The sequence below is a fragment of the Parafannyhessea umbonata genome, from assembly GCF_012844235.1.
In the GTDB taxonomy this organism is placed as follows: domain Bacteria; phylum Actinomycetota; class Coriobacteriia; order Coriobacteriales; family Atopobiaceae; genus Parafannyhessea.
Genome location: NZ_JABAGR010000002.1, coordinates 247,846 through 263,963, shown reverse-complemented (window position 1 = coordinate 263,963; position 16,118 = coordinate 247,846). Strand labels below are relative to the sequence as shown.

The following is a 16,118-nucleotide window of genomic DNA, read 5'->3' as shown; positions in this document are numbered from 1 at the left end:
GTCGGCGGCCTTCTTCTGTCGGAGGTCCATGCCATGATGACGACGTCAGCATTCGAGATCCTCGGCCCCATCATGGTGGGACCCTCCTCCTCGCACACCGCAGGCGCGCTCAGGATAGCGCTCGTCGCGCGCTCGCTTGGGCCCTCGCCCCTCAGCCGCGTCACGTTCACGCTGTACAACTCGTTCGCGCAGACGTATCGCGGGCACGGCACGGACCGTGCGCTCGTGGCCGGCATCATGGGCCTCGCGCCGGACGACGTGCGCGTGCGCGACTCGTTCGAGCTCGCGCGAGAGCTGGGCCTCGACTTCGAGTTCGTGCCGTCCGACGCCGGCGCGGGACTCCATCCCAACACCGTGACCATCTCGATGGAGGGCGCGGATGGCACGCGCATGTCCGTCACGGGAGAGTCCCTTGGCGGCGGTCGCGTGCGCATCAGCTCCATCGACGGAATCGCCGTGGAGATTACGGGCGACTACCCCACGCTCTTCGTGGCGCACCAGGACAGGCCGGGCGTCCTTGCGGCGCTCACGAGCGGGCTTTCCGCCGGCGGCGTGAACATCGCGACCATGCGCACGTTCCGCGAGCGCCGAGGTGGCCGCGCCTACACCGTGTTCGAGGTGGACGGCGGCCTTGACCAGGCGCTCCTTGAGTACCTGCGCCGCGCCCCCAACATCACGCTCGCGAACCTCGTGAACGTGCCCGGAGCCGCGCAGGTGTCGCCGGACGCGACGCTCGCCCTCGGCTTCGACACCGGCGCGCAGCTCCTCTCGCTCGCGGGGCGCGAGGGCGCCACCATCGGCGAGGTCATGCGCCGCAGGCAGCTGGAGCTCTTCCCCACCCAGGACGCGGACGCCCTCGTGGCGCACGTGCTCCAGGTCATGCGAGAAGAGACGGTGGCACCGATCGAGAAACCGCTCCCATCGCTCGGCGGGCTGCTTGGCGGACAGGCCAAGGCCGTGCACGACGCCGCGCCGAGGCTTGCCGCTGCGCTCATGGGAGAGACGCTTTCGAGGGCCTGCGCCTACGCCATGGCCGTGCTGGAGCGCTCCGCGACCATGGGAGTGATCGTCGCCGCGCCCACCGCGGGCTCTGCCGGCGTCATCCCCGGCGCCGTGCTCGCCGTGGCGGAGTCGCTGGGCGCCACGGACGAGCAGGTTACCCGTGCCCTGTGGAACGCGTGTGCCATTGGGGCGATCGTGGCCAGGAACGCCTCCGTCGCGGGGGCCGAGGGTGGCTGCCAGGCGGAGGTGGGAACCGCGGCCGCCATGGCGGCCTCCGCCGTCGCGGAGCTCATGGGCGCGGACCCCAAGGTCTGCCTCTCCGCCGCTTCGACCGCCATCGCGAACCTGCTGGGACTGGTGTGCGATCCCGTGCGCGGGCTCGTGGAGTACCCGTGTCAGGACAGGAATGTCATAGGCGTCGTCGACGCCGTGAGCGCGGCCCAGCTCGCCCTCTCGGGCGTGCTCGACCCGCTGCCGTTCGACGAGGTCGTCGCGGCCATGAAGTCCGTCGGGGACTCGCTTCCGTCCGCGCTGCGCGAGACGGCGCTCGGCGGCCTTGCCGCCGCCCCATCCGCGTGCAGCGCGTGCCGCACGGGATGCGGAAAGGCAACCGGCAAGTAAGCCCGCCTGTACGATGTCACGCCCGCCGCGCCTACTCCGCCTCCACGGCGTCCAGCAGCAGGTTGCAGGCATCCTCGATGCAGCCGTCGCACGGTCGCAGGACGGGTCCTCCCGTCATGCCCTTGAGCTCTGGGCAGCGCGTGGTGCCGTTCTTCTCCCTAAACGCCGCCACGACGGGCCTCGTCCTCGCGTATGTGCGCGCCTTCGTCTTTGGGTTTGCCGTGCCGCCGCTCGTGCGCAGGCCGAGGATGGCGACGGCGCCGGAGAGTGCTCCACACGTCTCCGTGAAGCCGCCCATGCCGCCGCCAAAGCCCTCCGCAACGCGAAACAGCGTGTCCTCGTCCAGGTCGGTCAGGTTGCTCAGGGCGCAGACGACGCTCTGGGCGCAGTTGTAGCCGGAGTGGTGAAGCTCGAGCGCGCGGTCTATGTAGCGCTGCCTGGCCTCATCATCGAACGTTTCTGCCATGACAATCCTCTCCATTGCGTGTTCGTAGGTGTTCTTCTCGCCTATTCTAGCGCCTGGAACAGGCACCTCTCGATCACGTCCTTGCCACGCAGGCCGTCGAGCCACGCGCGGGGAATGCCGTCCACGCCGTAGACGATGCCCGCGAGGCCACCAGCGACGGCAGCCGTGGTGTCCGTGTCATCCCCCAGGTTCACCGCCGCAAGGACGCACTCCCCAAAGCTGGAGGTGTTCGCAAGGTACCAGAGCGCAGCCCGCGCGGTATCCAAGACGTAGCCGCCCGAGCGGACTTCCCCGCGCGGGATGCCCGCATATGCGCCCGCGACCTTGGCCACGGTCGCCCCGCCCGCGAGCATCCGCGCCCTTCGCACCATGTCTACGCAGGCCTCCGTCGACGTCCTATGCGCGTGCGTGATCGCCGAGACCGCGCGGACCTCGTCGTCCGTCGCGCTCGTGAAGGCGAGCGGGAGGATCCTCATGAGCGAGCCGTTGCCATTGTCGAACTCCCCGGCGCACCCACAGCTGTCCCGGAGGGCGCGCTCCGTCGTTCCTCCGATGTCAAACAGGCCGTCCACCGTATACGCGCCGTCGCGATACCAGGACTCGAAGCGTCGGCGCATGTCCTTAGGGTCGATGCAGCCACGCTCCCTGATGCTGTCGCAGGTCGCAAGTGCCATGGACGTGTCGTCGCTCCAGGTGCCGGCGGGCTGGTCGTGCGAGCCGAAGCCCGTCATGCCCGTGCAGCGAAACGTGTCACGCGACATGAACTCGAACGGGACACCCAGGGCGTCGCCGACCGCCTGCCCGTACATGCAGTCCCTCAACGTCGCAACCATCACAGTGTCCCCCATCCTCGTCGTCCCGGCTTGCATCCATGGTGCCCTGCGCAGTGGACACTAATTGCGCCGGTAAGCGAAAGTCCCCACCGACCTAAGCCGATGGGGACCTGTGTTCACGTGGTGTCGGAGGCGGGACTTGAACCCGCACGACCTTTTAGTCAGTCACTAGCACCTCAAGCTAGCGCGTCTGCCAATTCCGCCACTCCGACGTGATTTCGTGCGGGATTCATACTAGCACTCTTGGCGCATGGCAAAGGCGGGAATGTTTGCTTACCGATACAATTTGACCCAACGCCACCAAGCCCCCACAAGTGCCGCCGACGGCTAGAGCGCGCGCCGCGCCCCTAGAAGCCGGCCTCGCGGATCTTCTCGACCGCCTCGCGAAGGCGCTCGGGCGGCATCACGAGCGCCATGCGCACGAAGCCCTCGCCCGCGGGGCCAAAGCTCGCGCCCGGGGTCACGATGACGCCAGACTTCTCCATGAGCTCGAGCACGAAGTCGACGGAGTCCATGCGGCCGCCGGGGATGCGCGCCCACACGAACATGGAGCCGTGCGCGTTGGGGCGCTCCCAGCCAATGGACTCAAGCGCGTCGCACAGGGCGTCACGACGCTCCTGGTAGGCCATGCGCTGGCGCTCCACGCCGTCGAGCGGGCCCGTGAGCGCCGCGATGGCGACGTCCTGCTCTGGGAAGAACATGCCGTAGTCGAGCTGGCCGTGCAGCTTCTTCGCGGCGGCGACGATGTCCGAGCGGCCTACGAGGAAGCTGAGCCTGACGCCGGTGACGTCGAAGGACTTGGAGAGCGAGAGGAACTCCACGCCCACGTCCTGCGCACCCTCGTACGCCAAAAACGAGCCGCCGGGCTCCTTGGAGTCGAACACGATGTCGCTGTACGCGTTGTCGTGGATGATCACGATGTCGTGCGCCTTCGCGAAGTCGATGATCTGTCGGTAGACCTCGGGCGTGCCCACGGAGCCCACGGGGTTCGCGGGCAGCGATACCACCATGTAGCGTGCCGCGTCCGCGACGTCGTCGGGGATGCCCGCGACGTACGGCAGGAAGTCATGCTCCGCCGAAAGCGGGTAGAACGCGAGCTTGGCGCCCGCGAGCAGGCTCGCCGTGCGGAAGAGCGGGTAGCACGGGTCCGGCACCAGCACGGTGTCGCCCGGGTCCACGAGGGCTTGACACACGAAGCCCATGCCCTCCTGCGTGCCATGGCAGCTCATGACCATGTCGGGCGTGATGCCCTCGACCCCGTAGCGGCGGCGGTAGTAGTCGCACACGGCCCGGTCGAGCTCGTCGCGATCGTGCAGGGAGTACTTCCAGTTCTCCGGGTCAGACGCGCTCTTGACCATCGCGTCTATCAGGCGCTGGTCCGGTGCGAAGTCCGGCGTGCCGACGGAAAGGTCGTACACCTCGCGCCCCTTGGCCTCGAGCTCGCGACGGCGCAGGTTGAGCGCCGCGAACACCTCGTTCCCAAACAGGTCAAGCCTCTTGGAGAGCCTCATCCGTACCTTCCTTCCCGCAAACGCGCGTACAGCAGTCAAAACTATTGCATAAATTGTACGTCTTCGTGAAAGGGAGGACGCGGCGGCGCACCAAACGCCACCACGATGGAAACAAACGACGCGCGTCGCGCGGGCGCGTGCGGAGCTACAGCGCCTGGGCCAGGAGCGTCACCGCGAGGACGGATGCGCAGCACGCGCCCGACACCGCAAACAGCCCGGCCCCCCGCCACGCGAGCGCGATGCCCACGAGAAGGGCGACGGCGCCTGCCGCGGGCACGCCCGTCGCGCCCAGGATCGCCGGGAACGTCATGACCGCGAGCGTGACGTACGGCACGTAGTACAGGAGCGAGCGCAGGAAGCGGTTCGTGACCTTGCTCCTGATGAGCGTCGCAGGAAGCGCGCGCGTCGCAAATGTGACGCCCGCCATCACGGCGACGTAGCCCCACCCCATGGAACCCATGCTATGCCTCCCCCGCTTCCGCGTCGTCTTCCGGGCACGGGAACAGCACGGCCGCCACGGCGGAGATGGCCAGCGTGAGCACGATGGTGCGCACGCCCTCACCCGCGGCCGAGAAGAGCGGGGCGACGGAGGCAGCGAGGCTCGCCGCGAAGCTCACGGCAACCACGCCCGCGACCACGCGGTTCTGGCGCGCCGGCGGGATGATGACCGCGAGGAACATGCCAAACAGCGACACGGAGAGCGCCTGCACCAGAAGCTTGGGCAGAACGCCGCCCACGAGCATGCCCACGGCCGTGCCGCCGGCCCAGCCCACGAGCGGCAGGGCCATGAGGCCGAGCGCGCGGGCGGGCCTGACGTCACCCTTGTGCGCCACATTGACGGCGAAGATTTCGTCCGTGTTGTCGAACGCGATGAGCGCGCGCATCCACACGGGCGTGTCCGGGCTGAAGCGCTGCGAAAGCACGCACCCCATGAGCAGGTAGCGGGCGTTGGCGATGAGCATCATGACCGCGAGCTCCAGGTAGCCGGCGTTTGCCGCGACCATGGTGAAGCCGGCATACTCGCCGGCGGACGCGTTGCACAGGAAGCTCGTGACGACGCCCTGGGACAGCGTGAGGCCGCTCATCTTCGCGGCGATGCCAAGCGAGAACGACACCGCGAAGTAGCCGAGTGCGATGGGCACGCCCTCTGCGAGGCCCTCGCGAAACAGACCGAGGCCCTTCTCGCCCAGGCGGGCGGTGCCAGGGTACGCGAGCTCGCCCGCATGCACGTCTGTCGTCTGTGTTCCAATAACCGCCGTTGCCACGATTGCTCCCCACTCAACTGTTTTACTGTGCTTATGTAATATCATCGCTATGGGGATAAGTGAAACGAATGTATTTTATTGTTGCATTAACGTTTCTTATGCTGAGGCTTGGGGGCACTTCATGAGGGTATCCCGCTACAAGGTGTTCTGCAGCGTCGTTGACGCCGGCAGCTTCACGAAGGCGGCGCACGAGCTGGGCTACACGCAGAGCGCCGTGAGCCAGACCGTGCGCGCGCTGGAGTCGGAGCTCGGCGCGAGCCTGCTGGAGCGCGGGCGCGGCTCCGTGAGCCTCACCGGCGACGGACGCACGTTCATGCCGGCCATCCGCGCGGTGGCGCACGCGGAGGACGACCTCGAGCGCCGCCGGCAGGAGGTGGCGGGGCTCCTGGGTGCCACGATCCGCGTGGGCACCTTCTCGAGCGTGAGCCGGCGCATACTGCCGCCGCTGATGCACCGCTTCGAGGAGCTTCACCCGGACGTGCGCTTCGTGCTGCGCCAGGGAGAGTACACGAGCATCGCGCAGTGGGTGGCCGAGGACCGCGTGGACCTTGGCTTCATAAACGGCGACGGCTCCGGCCTGCCGTACCGCACCGTCGCGACGGACACGATGCTCGCCGTGCTGCCGGAGGGCCACCCGCTTGCCGCTTCGCGTGAGGTGAGCCTGGGGCAGCTGGCGCTAGAGCCGCTCATCCTGCTGGACGAGGGACAGACGAGCGTTGCCCTCACGGCGTTCGAGCGCGCCGGCGTCCGGCCGCGCATACGCTACGAGGTGACGGACGACTACTCCATCCTCGCGATGGTGCGCGAGGGGCTTGGCGTATCGATCCTGTACAGCACGATGCTCGAGGGCTACGCCACCGGCGTGGAGGTGCGCCCCATCCGCGAGCGTCCCGTACGCAACATCGCGCTCGCGTGGGCGTCGTGGGAGACGCTGCCCGTGGCGTCGCGCCGCTTCGCAGAGTTCATCCTCAAGAACGCCGGCCTGCCGCCGCAGGCGTAGCGCCGGGCGAGAAGGACGCGCCCCCATAGCCGGCGCCCGATCGCAAAAGAGGCGCCGCCCCGGGACGGGACGGCGCCTTGCTTGTGCCATGTGCGATGCGGGTGGCAGGACCGCTGCCGCGCCGCGCTAGTCTTCGCGACGACGACCGCCGCGGTCATCGCGGCCACGGTAGCCACCACGGTCCCCGCCGCGACGGTCGTCGCGGCCGCCACGGTAGCCGCCACGCTCCCCGCGCCTGTCGTCACGTCCGCCACGGTAGCCGCCGCGGTCGTCGCGGGACCCACGGTAGCCGCCGCGATCGGCAGGCCTGCGGTCTTCTCGTCCGCCGCGGTATCCGCTGCGGCCGTCGCGGTCTCCGCTTCGGCGGTCGTCACGCCCGCCGCGGAACCCCCCGCGACCTCCCTGGCCATCGCGGTCGGAAGGCCTGCCCTCGTGGCGCTTCGCGGCCTTGCGGGCCTCCTCGCGCTCCTTCCAGTCCGCGCCAAGCTCGCCGGTGAGCGACGCCTCGATGCGTCCGAGGTAGCCCAGGAGCGTCTCCGCCTCCTCGTCCGTGAACCCGTCCAGCGCCACGTCCGAAAGCTCCGCCTTCGCAGGCGCGTCCTCGCGGCCCTTCTCGGTCAGCGCGACGGACTTCGAGCCGTCCTGCGCCACCCTCACCTCAACGAGGCCGGACTCGCCCATCGCCTCGAGCGTCGCGCCCATGGCCGCGCCGTCGATGCCCAGCACGGTGGCCATCTCCTGCGTGGGGATGCCGTCCTTCAGACGCAGCAGCGCGACGACGCGCGCGACGTTGGGATCCGCCGCGGCCTCCTCGTCCCTGCGAATGCGACGCGCCACGCCAACCATGTGGTTGAGCAGGCCGATCTTCTCGATAATCTCTTCCCTTGCCGCCATGCATGCACTCCGGTCTCTTGTGTTGGCGCAGGCCCTGGCCGGCGCCCCCTCTTGCACGCGGGCCGCCGCACCCGGCGACCGCCCGCTCGCGCTCTCAATAACGCTATCAATTATTCCAGACGATGCGGCGCCACCCCGCCGCGTTTCCCAACGGCGCAATTAACCCATGCACCGCGCACAGGACGACCACAGCCGCGCGGACATGCCGGCATGGCGCGGCCGCTACTGTGCCGGAAAGTCCTTCTCGCCCTGCGCGGAAGCCGCATCCGCCTTGGGTGCCTGCCGGGGCTTCTTCCTCATGGGTACGCGAATGCCGCCGGGAACGGCTACGGGACCCTGCTTCGCCGCGGTCTTGCCGGTGGTGCCCGCGGTGGGTACGCCCTTCGCCTTCTGCCTCAGCATGGAGCCAGAGATGGTCGCCGTGCCCTTCGCGCGAGAAGAGCGCGATCCCTTGGCGTGCAGCCGCGCCTTTGCCTTCTGCACGCGCGCGTAGATGCTGGGGCCCCCGTTGGAGCGCAGGCCCAGAAGCGGAGCCGCCAGGAGCGTGGGGCCGAAGAACGTGACGATGCGCCAGATGAGGAAGCCGGCGCTTGCCGAGCGCCCGAACATGTGGCCGTAGAACATGAGGAAGCCGCCCTCGGCGCCGCCGGTGCCGCCCGGCAGCGGCACGGCGGACGACACCATCTGCACCATGGAGCCGGCGGCCAGGCACTCGAGGAAGTCCGCCCGGATGCCAAACCCCCTGAGCACGAACCAGGGGATCATGTAGAGGCTGCCAAGCTGCGCCATGGTGACCAGCAGGGTGAGCGCCATGGACGGCAGGTCGCTCGCGGCGTTCTTGAACGCGTTCGCGAACTCCATGACCTGCACGTTCACCATGTCGTCCCAGTGCTTGGGGTCCTTCAGCCAGTTGTGCCGCGTCGCGATGCGGATGGCCCAGTTGCCCACGCGCATGACGAAGCGAGGGCACAGGCAGATGACGAATATGCCCGCGAGCTCGAGGAAGTGCACCGTGAACACCACGATGTTGAGGAAGAAGAGGTCTCCGTACGTCTGGAAGAAATACTCCGCCTTCGCCACGAGCATGATGGCGGCAAACAGCACGACGCCAAACTGGAATGCGATGAAGCGCGTGAACTGCGTGGCGCTGGCCTCCCCAACGTCGAGCCCCGAGCGCGTCATGCGATATATCTGCGAGGGGACGGACCCCGCCATCATGGGGGTGAGGTTTCCGAAGAACACGCCTGAGGCCTCGACGCTCATGAGGTCGCGCACGCCGAGCGGCGAGTCGTGGTCGAGGTAGACCGCGATGCCGTACGCAAGCACGCCGAACACGTAGTACATGCCGAAGCACAGGCACGCCTTCAGGACCCACGAGCCGTCCACGGAGCCGAGCGCGTCCAAAAACTGGCCCATCTGCCCCGAGAACACGAGGTAGAGCACGTACACGCCGACGACGGCCACCAGGAAGAGCGCACCCTTGCGGGCACTGTTCTTGTTGTCCTCGTTATCGGACGCCGCGCCGGCAGTTCCGCCCGATACGTGCGGTGCCGACACCTTGAGCGGGACCTTCGGCTTCGTACGGTTGGTGTTCTTCTCTTCTGCCATGGCCCTCCAAGGTCCGTCGACGCGTCGCAAGACAGAGAGGCCTCACGCCCCAAACCAGAGTCCTACTGATGATACCCAGAAAGGAAGCTGCAAAGACACGGCCCGCCGCACACATCCAGACACCACGTTGGTGGCGCGACATCACCTCTCTGGCACGTGAGCGTCGCTCCATAACAAAGCAGGCCGAGCTCTATGCCCGGCCTGCGAGAATCCCTGGTAGCCCCGACCAGATTCGAACTGGTGATCTCCGCCTTGAGAGGGCGGCGTCCTAAACCGCTAGACGACGGGGCCATGCACACGGACCTCACAGCCCGTGGAGTACTTGGTAGCCCGTACCAGATTCGAACTGGTGATCTCCGCCTTGAGAGGGCGGCGTCCTAAACCGCTAGACGAACGGGCCAGAAGCGAGAATGGCTGGGATGGCAGGAATCGAACCTACACTGACGGAACCAGAATCCGTTGTCCTACCGTTAGACGACATCCCAATCGGTTTCTCTGTGCGCCTCAGCGCGAGAAAGTAATATACGCGCCTTCGACCCTTTCCGCAAGCGAAACTTTCAAATGCATGGCGCTCCACAATTTCTACTCTTATCGTTCGGCCTGCGTTCGACGGACACCCCTACACCCGAAGGCTGCACAGCAGCGCGTCGCGGTCGTTCGGAAGCTCACCGTTCACCACGCACAGCAGCAGCTCGCGCAAGATCATGCCGACGCCGGGGCCCGGCCTGATGCCCGTCGCCTCCATCACGTCGCGCCCGCTCACGGCGAGGTCCGTCATGCGGAACGCCTCGCCGTCCGCGATCACGCGCCTGAGCACCGCAGAGATCTTGTCAAGCTCCACGGCGTAGCCCGCCACGCGGTCCACCTTGGACACCGCGTCCGCGCGCTTGAGGTCGAGCAGCGCGAACGTGAGCGCCTCCGCGCGCCCAGGACACGCGTTCTCGAACTTGAGCAGCGTGCGACGGACGGAGCGGCGCGTGGGCTTCACGTAGTGGTCGTGCAGCCGCACGAGCGTGCGCGTGGGCGCGACAAGCTCGCCGGGAAGCGCCAGGCGACGCATGATCTTCTCGCACATGGGGGCGCCCACCTTGGGGTGGCCGAAGAAGTGGCCCTGGCCGGCGTCGTCCTGGGTGAAGGTCACGGGCTTCGCCACGTCGTGGAGAAGAGCCGCCCACCTGAGCGCAGGCGACGCCATGCCCCCGGTGAACTCCTCGACCGCCATGCAGACGCGCGCCGTGTGCTCGAGCACGTCGTAGGCGTGGTACGGGCTGTGCTGGTCGAAGCCGGCCATGGCCGCGAGCTCCGGGATGGCCTCGCCCAGGACCTCCGCCTCGTTCATGAGGGCCCATCCCATGCGCCCCGTGCGCACGATGCCGTCCAGCTCCTGCCCTATGCGCTCGCTCGCGATGTCCTCCAGGCCGTCCGCGCACTCAAGAAGCGCCTGCTGCGTCTGGGGCTCTATGTCGAAACCCAGACGGCACGCGAAGCGCACCGCCCTCAACACGCGCAGCGCGTCTTCCTCGAAGCGCCTGCGCGGGTCGCCCACGGCGCGAATGAGACCGCGTCCCAAGTCGCCGCGACCGTCGAACGGGTCCAGGATCCCGCGCTCCGGATGGTAGGCGATGGCGTTTACGGTAAAGTCCCTGCGCGCCAGGTCTAGGCGGATGTCGTCCACAAAGCGCACCTCGTCCGGGTGGCGGTGGTCCGTGTAGTCGCCCTCGACGCGGTACGTGGTCACCTCCACGGGCTCGCCCTCGACCACGACGGTTATCGTGCCGTGGGCGGCCCCCGTCCTATGGACCGCGTACCCGCACGACGCCAGGATCTTCTCGGCATCCCGCCAGTGCGCCGACGTCGTAACGTCCACGTCATGCGAGGGGGCGTCCAGCAGGGCGTCGCGCACCCAACCGCCCACGGCCCATGCCTCGAACCCAGCGTCCTCAAGCGCCCGGATCACCTTGCGGCCAAACTCCGGAAGCTCATAGGCAACGTCTTCGAAGCGTCGGGACATGGCGGACCTCTCTGCGGCTGTGCTGGGGCATCTACATGCCAGTATAGCGACATGGCGGCGCCACGGAACGCGTTCGGGCGGCATGGTGCTATTCTCGTATGGTCAAAACCAACTCTCTATCTATGTGAGGAGACACATGAGCAAGGATTCACTCAGCGTAGACACCACATGGGCGCAGGAGCGCAACGCCGCGTTTGGCGCGGATCGCGCAAACCGCGTCGCCAGGAACGCCGTCACGTCCGCGAACGTGATGGCCGCCGCACGCGACACCACAAAGATGCGCACGTACAGCGACACGTTTGGCGTGACCGTCCCCAAGACCGCCGAGGTCACGAACCAACGCCAGAGCGGCCGCTGCTGGTTCTTCAGCGCCATGAACGCGCTGCGCCACGACACCATGACCTTCCTCGACGTGGACACGATCGAGTTCAGCCAGGCGTTTGGCATGTTCTACGACAAGCTCGAGAAGGCGAACTCCACGCTCGAGTACGTCATCCAGACCGCGGACCTGCCGGAAGACGCCCGCGAGGTCTGCCACGTGCTCGACTTTGGCATGGGCGACGGCGGCTACTACTCGTTCGCGATGAACGTCGTGCGCAAGTGGGGCATCGTCCCGAAGTACGCCATGCCCGAGACCGCGTGCACCAAGAACTCCAGCCAGATGAACGCCCAGCTCGAGCGCCTGGTGCGCAAGGACGCGTTCACGCTGCGCCGCATGCACAAGGACGGGGCCCCAGAAGCAGAGCTGCGCGCCGCAAAGCAGGACATGCTGGCCGACGTGCACCAGCTGCTCGCGACGTGCCTGGGCGAGCCGCCCGTCACGTTCGACTTCGTGATGAAGGTCGGCAAGAACTGCAAGGCGGACGCGGCAAAGCTCTCCCCCATCGAGCCCGCGCCGAAGCCCGCGACGGACGGTGCCGACGGCGGCGCCCAGGGCGAGAAGGACGAGTCCCGCACCTCGCAGGTCATCCGCGACCTCGGCATCACGCCGCTCGAGTTCGCCGAGCGCTACGTGCCCGCCGACCCCGACGACTACGTCGCCCTCGTCTCCATGCCCGGCGAGTCGCGCCCGTACGGCCACGCATACCACCTCACGCTCACGGACTCCGTCCAGGGCGGCACGCCCATCCGCGTGCTGAACGTGGAGCCGCAGGTGCTTGAGCAGGCGGCCATCGCGAGCCTGAGGGCCGGCGTCCCGTGCGCCATGGCGTGCGACGTCATGCAGGAGTTCCCGCGCAACATCGAGGACTTCAAGTACGTGCTGTCGCTCGACGGCGAGGACCTGAACGGCCTGTTCGGCGTCGACCTCTCCATGACCCGCGCCGACATGATCGACGCGCGCGAGACCAGCCTCACCCACGCCATGTGCTTCCAGGGCGTCGAGCTGGACGCCGATGGCCGGCCCAAGGCGTGGCGCATCGAGAACAGCTGGGGCAAGGACCAGGGCAAGGACGGCTACCTGGTCATGAGCGCCGACTGGTTCCGCCTGTACGGAGGCGAGGTCGACGTTCGCCGCGAGTTCGTGCCCGCGGACGTCCTGAGGCTGTGGGACGAGGCGCCCGTGGAGGACGTCGCCCCGTGGAGCAACATCTGCCACGCGCTCGGCACGAGGGACTAGCGCCCCGCGCGCATGCGGGCGCCAATCCGCCAATCCAACAAGCAGGCATCCGTGCGGCCGTCCCCCGGGGCGGCCGCGCCCACAAGGAGGCATCATGACTGGCTCAAGCGTTTGCGACGCCGCGGGCGAGAAGGGCGCGCCCTCCCCGGCCGAGGCCGCCATCCAAAACGTAATATTCGATATGGGTGGCGTGCTCATGCGCTTTAGCGGCATTGAGTTCGCCCGGGAGTTCACCTCGTGCGAAGAGGATGCCCAAGCCCTTGACGCCGCGCTCTTCTCGCATCCGTCCTGGGCGCTCCTGGACGCCGGCGCGATCGACGAGGACACGATGGAGCGCGTGTCGCGCGAGCTTCTGCCGGAGCGCCTGCGCGGCGCGCTGCACGAATGCCTGCATGGCTGGTGGCGCCACCGCACCGTCGTCGCGGGCACAAACGAGCTGGTGGCGCGCCTGCACGATGCCGGCTACGGCTGCTACCTGCTCTCGAACGCCGGAACGAGCTTCATGGCGTTCAAGGACTCGATCCCCGCGTTCTCGCACATGGATGGCTGGCTCGTGTCCTCGTTCGTGCGCCTCATGAAGCCGGACCCGCGCATCTACCGGATGCTTGCGGGAGAGTACGGCCTCGACCCCGCGCGCTGCCTCTTCGTGGACGACAACGCGGACAACGTGCGCGGCGCGCGTGCGGCCGGCATGCACGCCCACCTCTTCACGGACGCGGACGCGCTCGAGCGGGACCTCCTGGCGCGTGGGCTCCTTTTCTAGCGCGTCTACCGCGCGCCCGTCGCGCCCGCGGGCCACGTTCGCGGCCGCTAGAACTCCGCGAACGTGGGCTCGCCCACGCGGCACAGGTCTTCGCCGTTGGCGAGCTCCAGCATCGCGGACGTGAAGGCGGCCTCGTCGCCCGTCACGAACACGCAGTTCATCTGCACGTCCTCCGCAAACACCGTGTCACGCACCTTGCCCCGGCAGTCTGCGACGAGCCGCTCCACCCACCCGTACGCGGAGTACGGGATGACGCACGTCACCTTCGTGACCATGGTCATCGTCGCAATCCGTCCCGCCTCGCGCGCGGCCGCGACCGCGGCCTGTGCCGCGGCGGTGTACGCACGCACCAGGCCGCCCGGTCCCAGCAGCGTCCCGCCAAAGTAGCGCGTGGTCACGCAGCACACGTCCTCGAGGCCGGCGCCGCGCAGCACCTCGAGCGTCGGCATGCCGGACGTGCGCTGCGGCTCGCCGTCGTCCGAGCACCGCTCGCGCCCGTCGCTCAGGATCCACGCCGGCACGTTGTGCCTGGCGTCGTGGTGCCGAGCCCGCACCTCCTGGATGAAGCGCTCCGCCTCCGCCTCGCTCTCCACGTGCCTCAGCTGCGCGATGAAGCGGCTCCTGCGGTCCTCGAACTCGCCCGTGGCCTCCGAGCCCGCCTCCATGGTCTGATAGCTTCGCTGCATGAGGTGCTCCTAGTATTCGATAGCGATCGCAAGGTCCCCCGCGTCCAGCATGCCCGGCACCACCGGCGTCACCGCGGCGAGGTCCTCCGTGTTCGTGACGACGACCACCACGTGGGAGTCAAGCCCGCTCTTGCGTATCAGTCCCGGGTCAAACGACATGAGCGCCTGGCCGGCGCGCACGCGGTCCCCCTTCCGCACGAAGTACGTAAAGCCGCTGCCCCGCAGCGACACCGTGTCCACGCCAATGTGAACCAATACGTCCGCGCCCTTCTCGTCCGTGACGCCTATGGCGTGACGCGTGCCCGCGGTCACCGTCACCACGCCGTCCACGGGCGAGAAGACCGTGTCGCCGTCAGGCTCGATCGCTATGCCCGCCCCAAGGCCTCCGGTCGCGAGCACGGGGTCCGGCACCTCCGAGAGCGGCACCGCCCTTCCTCCCACGGGCGCAAGCACCTGTCCGGGCGCCGCGTCCACCTCCAGGTCCGCCGGAACCTCGACGCGCGGTCCCAGCACCTTCTGCAACAATCCCATCCACACTCCGCCAATCGCCCCCGCCGCGCATGCCGCGGGAGCCTATTCCCAATCGTGTCATATTCGAAAACATTGTACCGATTTGCCCCCGCGGCATGGTCGTCTGGTACAATCGCGAGAGCGAAGTGGGCCAGACGATCGCGGGGCGCGCAAGCGTCATGAGGAAAGTCCGGGCTCCACAGGGCAGGAGGCAGGCTAACGGCCTGGCGGGGTGACCCGACGGAAAGCGCCGCAGAAAAGAAGACTCCCGCTGCTCGCGAAAGCGAGTGAGAGAAAAGCTGAAACGGTAGTGTAAGAGACTACCAGCGTCGTAGCGATACGGCGGCTTGGCAAGCCCCCTCCGGAGCAATCGCAAATAGGAGCGCCATGGTGTGGCCCGCACTGCGCTCGGGTTGCGAGCTAGAGGGCGTCGGCAACGGCGTCAGTAGATAAATGATCGTCCACGACAGAACCCGGCTCATCGGCCCACTTCGCTACACCTTTTTTGAAGTACACGCATACCGTCCCAACAGGCATTATTCAAAATCGAAGTGCAGGAAAAGCGGCTATTTCAGCGATTAGGGACACAGTTGGGACAGAGCGATAGTTAAACTACGCATAATCGAGCAGCCCCTTCCGCAAGGCCGTCCGACGAAGCGGGCGCGACCCCACTCCCCCGGACGTCATCGCATTGCCCCAGGCGACGGACCTGCGGGCCTATTCTGACTCTGCCGGCGCCAGCTGCTGCACGGTCGCCTTGTACTGGTCTATCAGCTGCTGCTTCATCTGGTCGTTGTAACCCGGGACCTGCTTCCCGTACACGTCCAGGTACGCTCCGTACACGTCCATCGCCTTGTCGCTGTAGACCTTGTAGAGCTTCTTGTAGTTCTTCTCGTAGGTCTTGTAGGAGTCTCCGTTCTTCTCCCTCAGCTCGGCCATCTTCTTGCTGCCGTCCGTCATGATCTTCGCGAGCGTCTTCACCTGGTCGTTTGCGACCTCAGCCAGCTTCTTGACGTCGGTGCTTCCCTCGGCCTGCTTCTTGAACTCCTCCACCGCCTTCGGTGCGGCCTCCTCGATCTGCTTCGAGTACTCGTCGTAGATCGAATCGTAGGTCTCGTCCGCCTTCTTCTGAACGGCTGCCGCCGCCGAGGACGAGACGTCGCCCTTGGCGCCAGACCCAGCGGACCCGCATCCCGTAAGAAGGGCGGACGAGAAGAGCACGGCGCTCACCGCCGCAACCGCAACGCTTGACCTCGAGCAAAGCTTCATGCCAATCACCCCTCTGGGTTCGGAACCGTCCCTTGTTCGCAGGATACCGCTCCATACCGGC

General features: G+C 67.4%; 15 protein-coding genes, 4 tRNA genes and 1 other RNA gene. 5 read left to right on the top strand and 15 right to left on the bottom strand.

Features of this window, described 5'->3' with window-relative positions:
- The first annotated feature begins 33 nt into the window (after positions 1 to 33).
- Positions 34 to 1,623 (top strand): L-serine ammonia-lyase, iron-sulfur-dependent subunit beta, encoded by a 1,590-nt coding sequence (gene sdaAB / locus HF885_RS03030; protein WP_170103479.1) that lies wholly within the window; start codon positions 34 to 36, stop codon positions 1,621 to 1,623.
- 31 nt (positions 1,624 to 1,654) lie between these two features.
- On the opposite strand, the gene HF885_RS03025 is transcribed toward sdaAB, so the two are convergent.
- From HF885_RS03025 to HF885_RS03000, 6 genes are all read right to left on the bottom strand, one after another.
- Positions 1,655 to 2,089 carry a C-GCAxxG-C-C family protein gene (locus tag HF885_RS03025; RefSeq protein WP_170103478.1) on the bottom strand — a complete coding sequence of 145 codons (435 nt, stop codon included), beginning with the start codon at positions 2,087 to 2,089 and terminating at the stop codon, positions 1,655 to 1,657.
- A gap of 41 nt (positions 2,090 to 2,130) precedes the next feature.
- Positions 2,131 to 2,937, bottom strand: a complete 807-nt coding sequence (locus HF885_RS03020; RefSeq protein WP_235927268.1) for an ADP-ribosylglycohydrolase family protein — start codon at positions 2,935 to 2,937, stop codon at positions 2,131 to 2,133.
- A gap of 106 nt (positions 2,938 to 3,043) precedes the next feature.
- Positions 3,044 to 3,134 (bottom strand) — tRNA-Leu (locus HF885_RS03015).
- A gap of 135 nt (positions 3,135 to 3,269) precedes the next feature.
- Entirely contained in the window at positions 3,270 to 4,433 is a 1,164-nt protein-coding gene (locus HF885_RS03010) for a pyridoxal phosphate-dependent aminotransferase (protein WP_170103476.1), read from the bottom strand.
- A gap of 145 nt (positions 4,434 to 4,578) precedes the next feature.
- Positions 4,579 to 4,893, bottom strand: a complete 315-nt coding sequence (locus HF885_RS03005) for an AzlD domain-containing protein (RefSeq protein WP_170103475.1) — start codon at positions 4,891 to 4,893, stop codon at positions 4,579 to 4,581.
- A gap of 1 nt (position 4,894) precedes the next feature.
- Positions 4,895 to 5,698 (bottom strand): AzlC family ABC transporter permease, encoded by an 804-nt coding sequence (locus HF885_RS03000; RefSeq protein ID WP_206109744.1) that lies wholly within the window; start codon positions 5,696 to 5,698, stop codon positions 4,895 to 4,897.
- A gap of 121 nt (positions 5,699 to 5,819) precedes the next feature.
- Here HF885_RS03000 and HF885_RS02995 point away from each other — a divergent pair, with 121 nt between their 5' ends.
- Positions 5,820 to 6,698 carry a LysR family transcriptional regulator gene (locus HF885_RS02995; protein ID WP_170103473.1) on the top strand — a complete coding sequence of 293 codons (879 nt, stop codon included), beginning with the start codon at positions 5,820 to 5,822 and terminating at the stop codon, positions 6,696 to 6,698.
- Positions 6,699 to 6,824: 126 nt separating this feature from the next.
- Here HF885_RS02995 and HF885_RS10295 read toward each other — a convergent pair whose 3' ends face one another.
- The 6 genes from HF885_RS10295 to HF885_RS02965 all read right to left on the bottom strand — a co-directional run bounded on the left by HF885_RS10295 (position 6,825) and on the right by HF885_RS02965 (position 11,211).
- Positions 6,825 to 7,592: a MarR family winged helix-turn-helix transcriptional regulator gene (locus tag HF885_RS10295; protein WP_206109743.1), complete on the bottom strand. Its 768-nt coding sequence runs from the start codon at positions 7,590 to 7,592 to the stop codon at positions 6,825 to 6,827.
- A 222-nt stretch (positions 7,593 to 7,814) separates the two neighbouring features.
- On the bottom strand, positions 7,815 to 9,200 hold the full coding sequence (locus tag HF885_RS02985; protein ID WP_090861796.1) for a lysylphosphatidylglycerol synthase transmembrane domain-containing protein: 1,386 nt from the start codon (positions 9,198 to 9,200) through the stop codon (positions 7,815 to 7,817).
- A gap of 214 nt (positions 9,201 to 9,414) precedes the next feature.
- Positions 9,415 to 9,491: transfer RNA gene (locus HF885_RS02980), tRNA-Glu, on the bottom strand.
- A gap of 32 nt (positions 9,492 to 9,523) precedes the next feature.
- Positions 9,524 to 9,600: transfer RNA gene (locus HF885_RS02975), tRNA-Glu, on the bottom strand.
- Positions 9,601 to 9,611: 11 nt separating this feature from the next.
- Positions 9,612 to 9,685 (bottom strand) — tRNA-Gln (locus HF885_RS02970).
- A 134-nt stretch (positions 9,686 to 9,819) separates the two neighbouring features.
- Positions 9,820 to 11,211 carry a CCA tRNA nucleotidyltransferase gene (locus HF885_RS02965; RefSeq protein ID WP_170103472.1) on the bottom strand — a complete coding sequence of 464 codons (1,392 nt, stop codon included), beginning with the start codon at positions 11,209 to 11,211 and terminating at the stop codon, positions 9,820 to 9,822.
- Between the two features lie 136 nt (positions 11,212 to 11,347).
- Between HF885_RS02965 and HF885_RS02960 the strand changes: the two genes are divergently transcribed.
- The gene (locus HF885_RS02960; protein WP_206109742.1) at positions 11,348 to 12,829 is read left to right on the top strand and encodes an aminopeptidase C; all 1,482 of its coding nucleotides are present in this window, start codon (positions 11,348 to 11,350) and stop codon (positions 12,827 to 12,829) included.
- 94 nt (positions 12,830 to 12,923) lie between these two features.
- Positions 12,924 to 13,592: an HAD family hydrolase gene (locus HF885_RS02955; protein ID WP_170103470.1), complete on the top strand. Its 669-nt coding sequence runs from the start codon at positions 12,924 to 12,926 to the stop codon at positions 13,590 to 13,592.
- A 47-nt stretch (positions 13,593 to 13,639) separates the two neighbouring features.
- On the opposite strand, the gene HF885_RS02950 is transcribed toward HF885_RS02955, so the two are convergent.
- Positions 13,640 to 14,278 carry an IMPACT family protein gene (locus tag HF885_RS02950; protein WP_170103469.1) on the bottom strand — a complete coding sequence of 213 codons (639 nt, stop codon included), beginning with the start codon at positions 14,276 to 14,278 and terminating at the stop codon, positions 13,640 to 13,642.
- A 9-nt stretch (positions 14,279 to 14,287) separates the two neighbouring features.
- A complete protein-coding gene (locus HF885_RS02945) occupies positions 14,288 to 14,809 on the bottom strand; it encodes a PTS sugar transporter subunit IIA (protein WP_170103468.1) in 522 nt (173 codons plus the stop codon).
- Between the two features lie 122 nt (positions 14,810 to 14,931).
- Between HF885_RS02945 and rnpB the strand changes: the two genes are divergently transcribed.
- An RNA gene (gene rnpB, locus HF885_RS02940) (RNase P RNA component class A) lies at positions 14,932 to 15,285 on the top strand.
- A 220-nt stretch (positions 15,286 to 15,505) separates the two neighbouring features.
- Here rnpB and HF885_RS02935 read toward each other — a convergent pair.
- Positions 15,506 to 16,057 (bottom strand): hypothetical protein, encoded by a 552-nt coding sequence (locus HF885_RS02935; RefSeq protein ID WP_170103467.1) that lies wholly within the window; start codon positions 16,055 to 16,057, stop codon positions 15,506 to 15,508.
- Between the last annotated feature and the right edge of the window lie 61 nt (positions 16,058 to 16,118).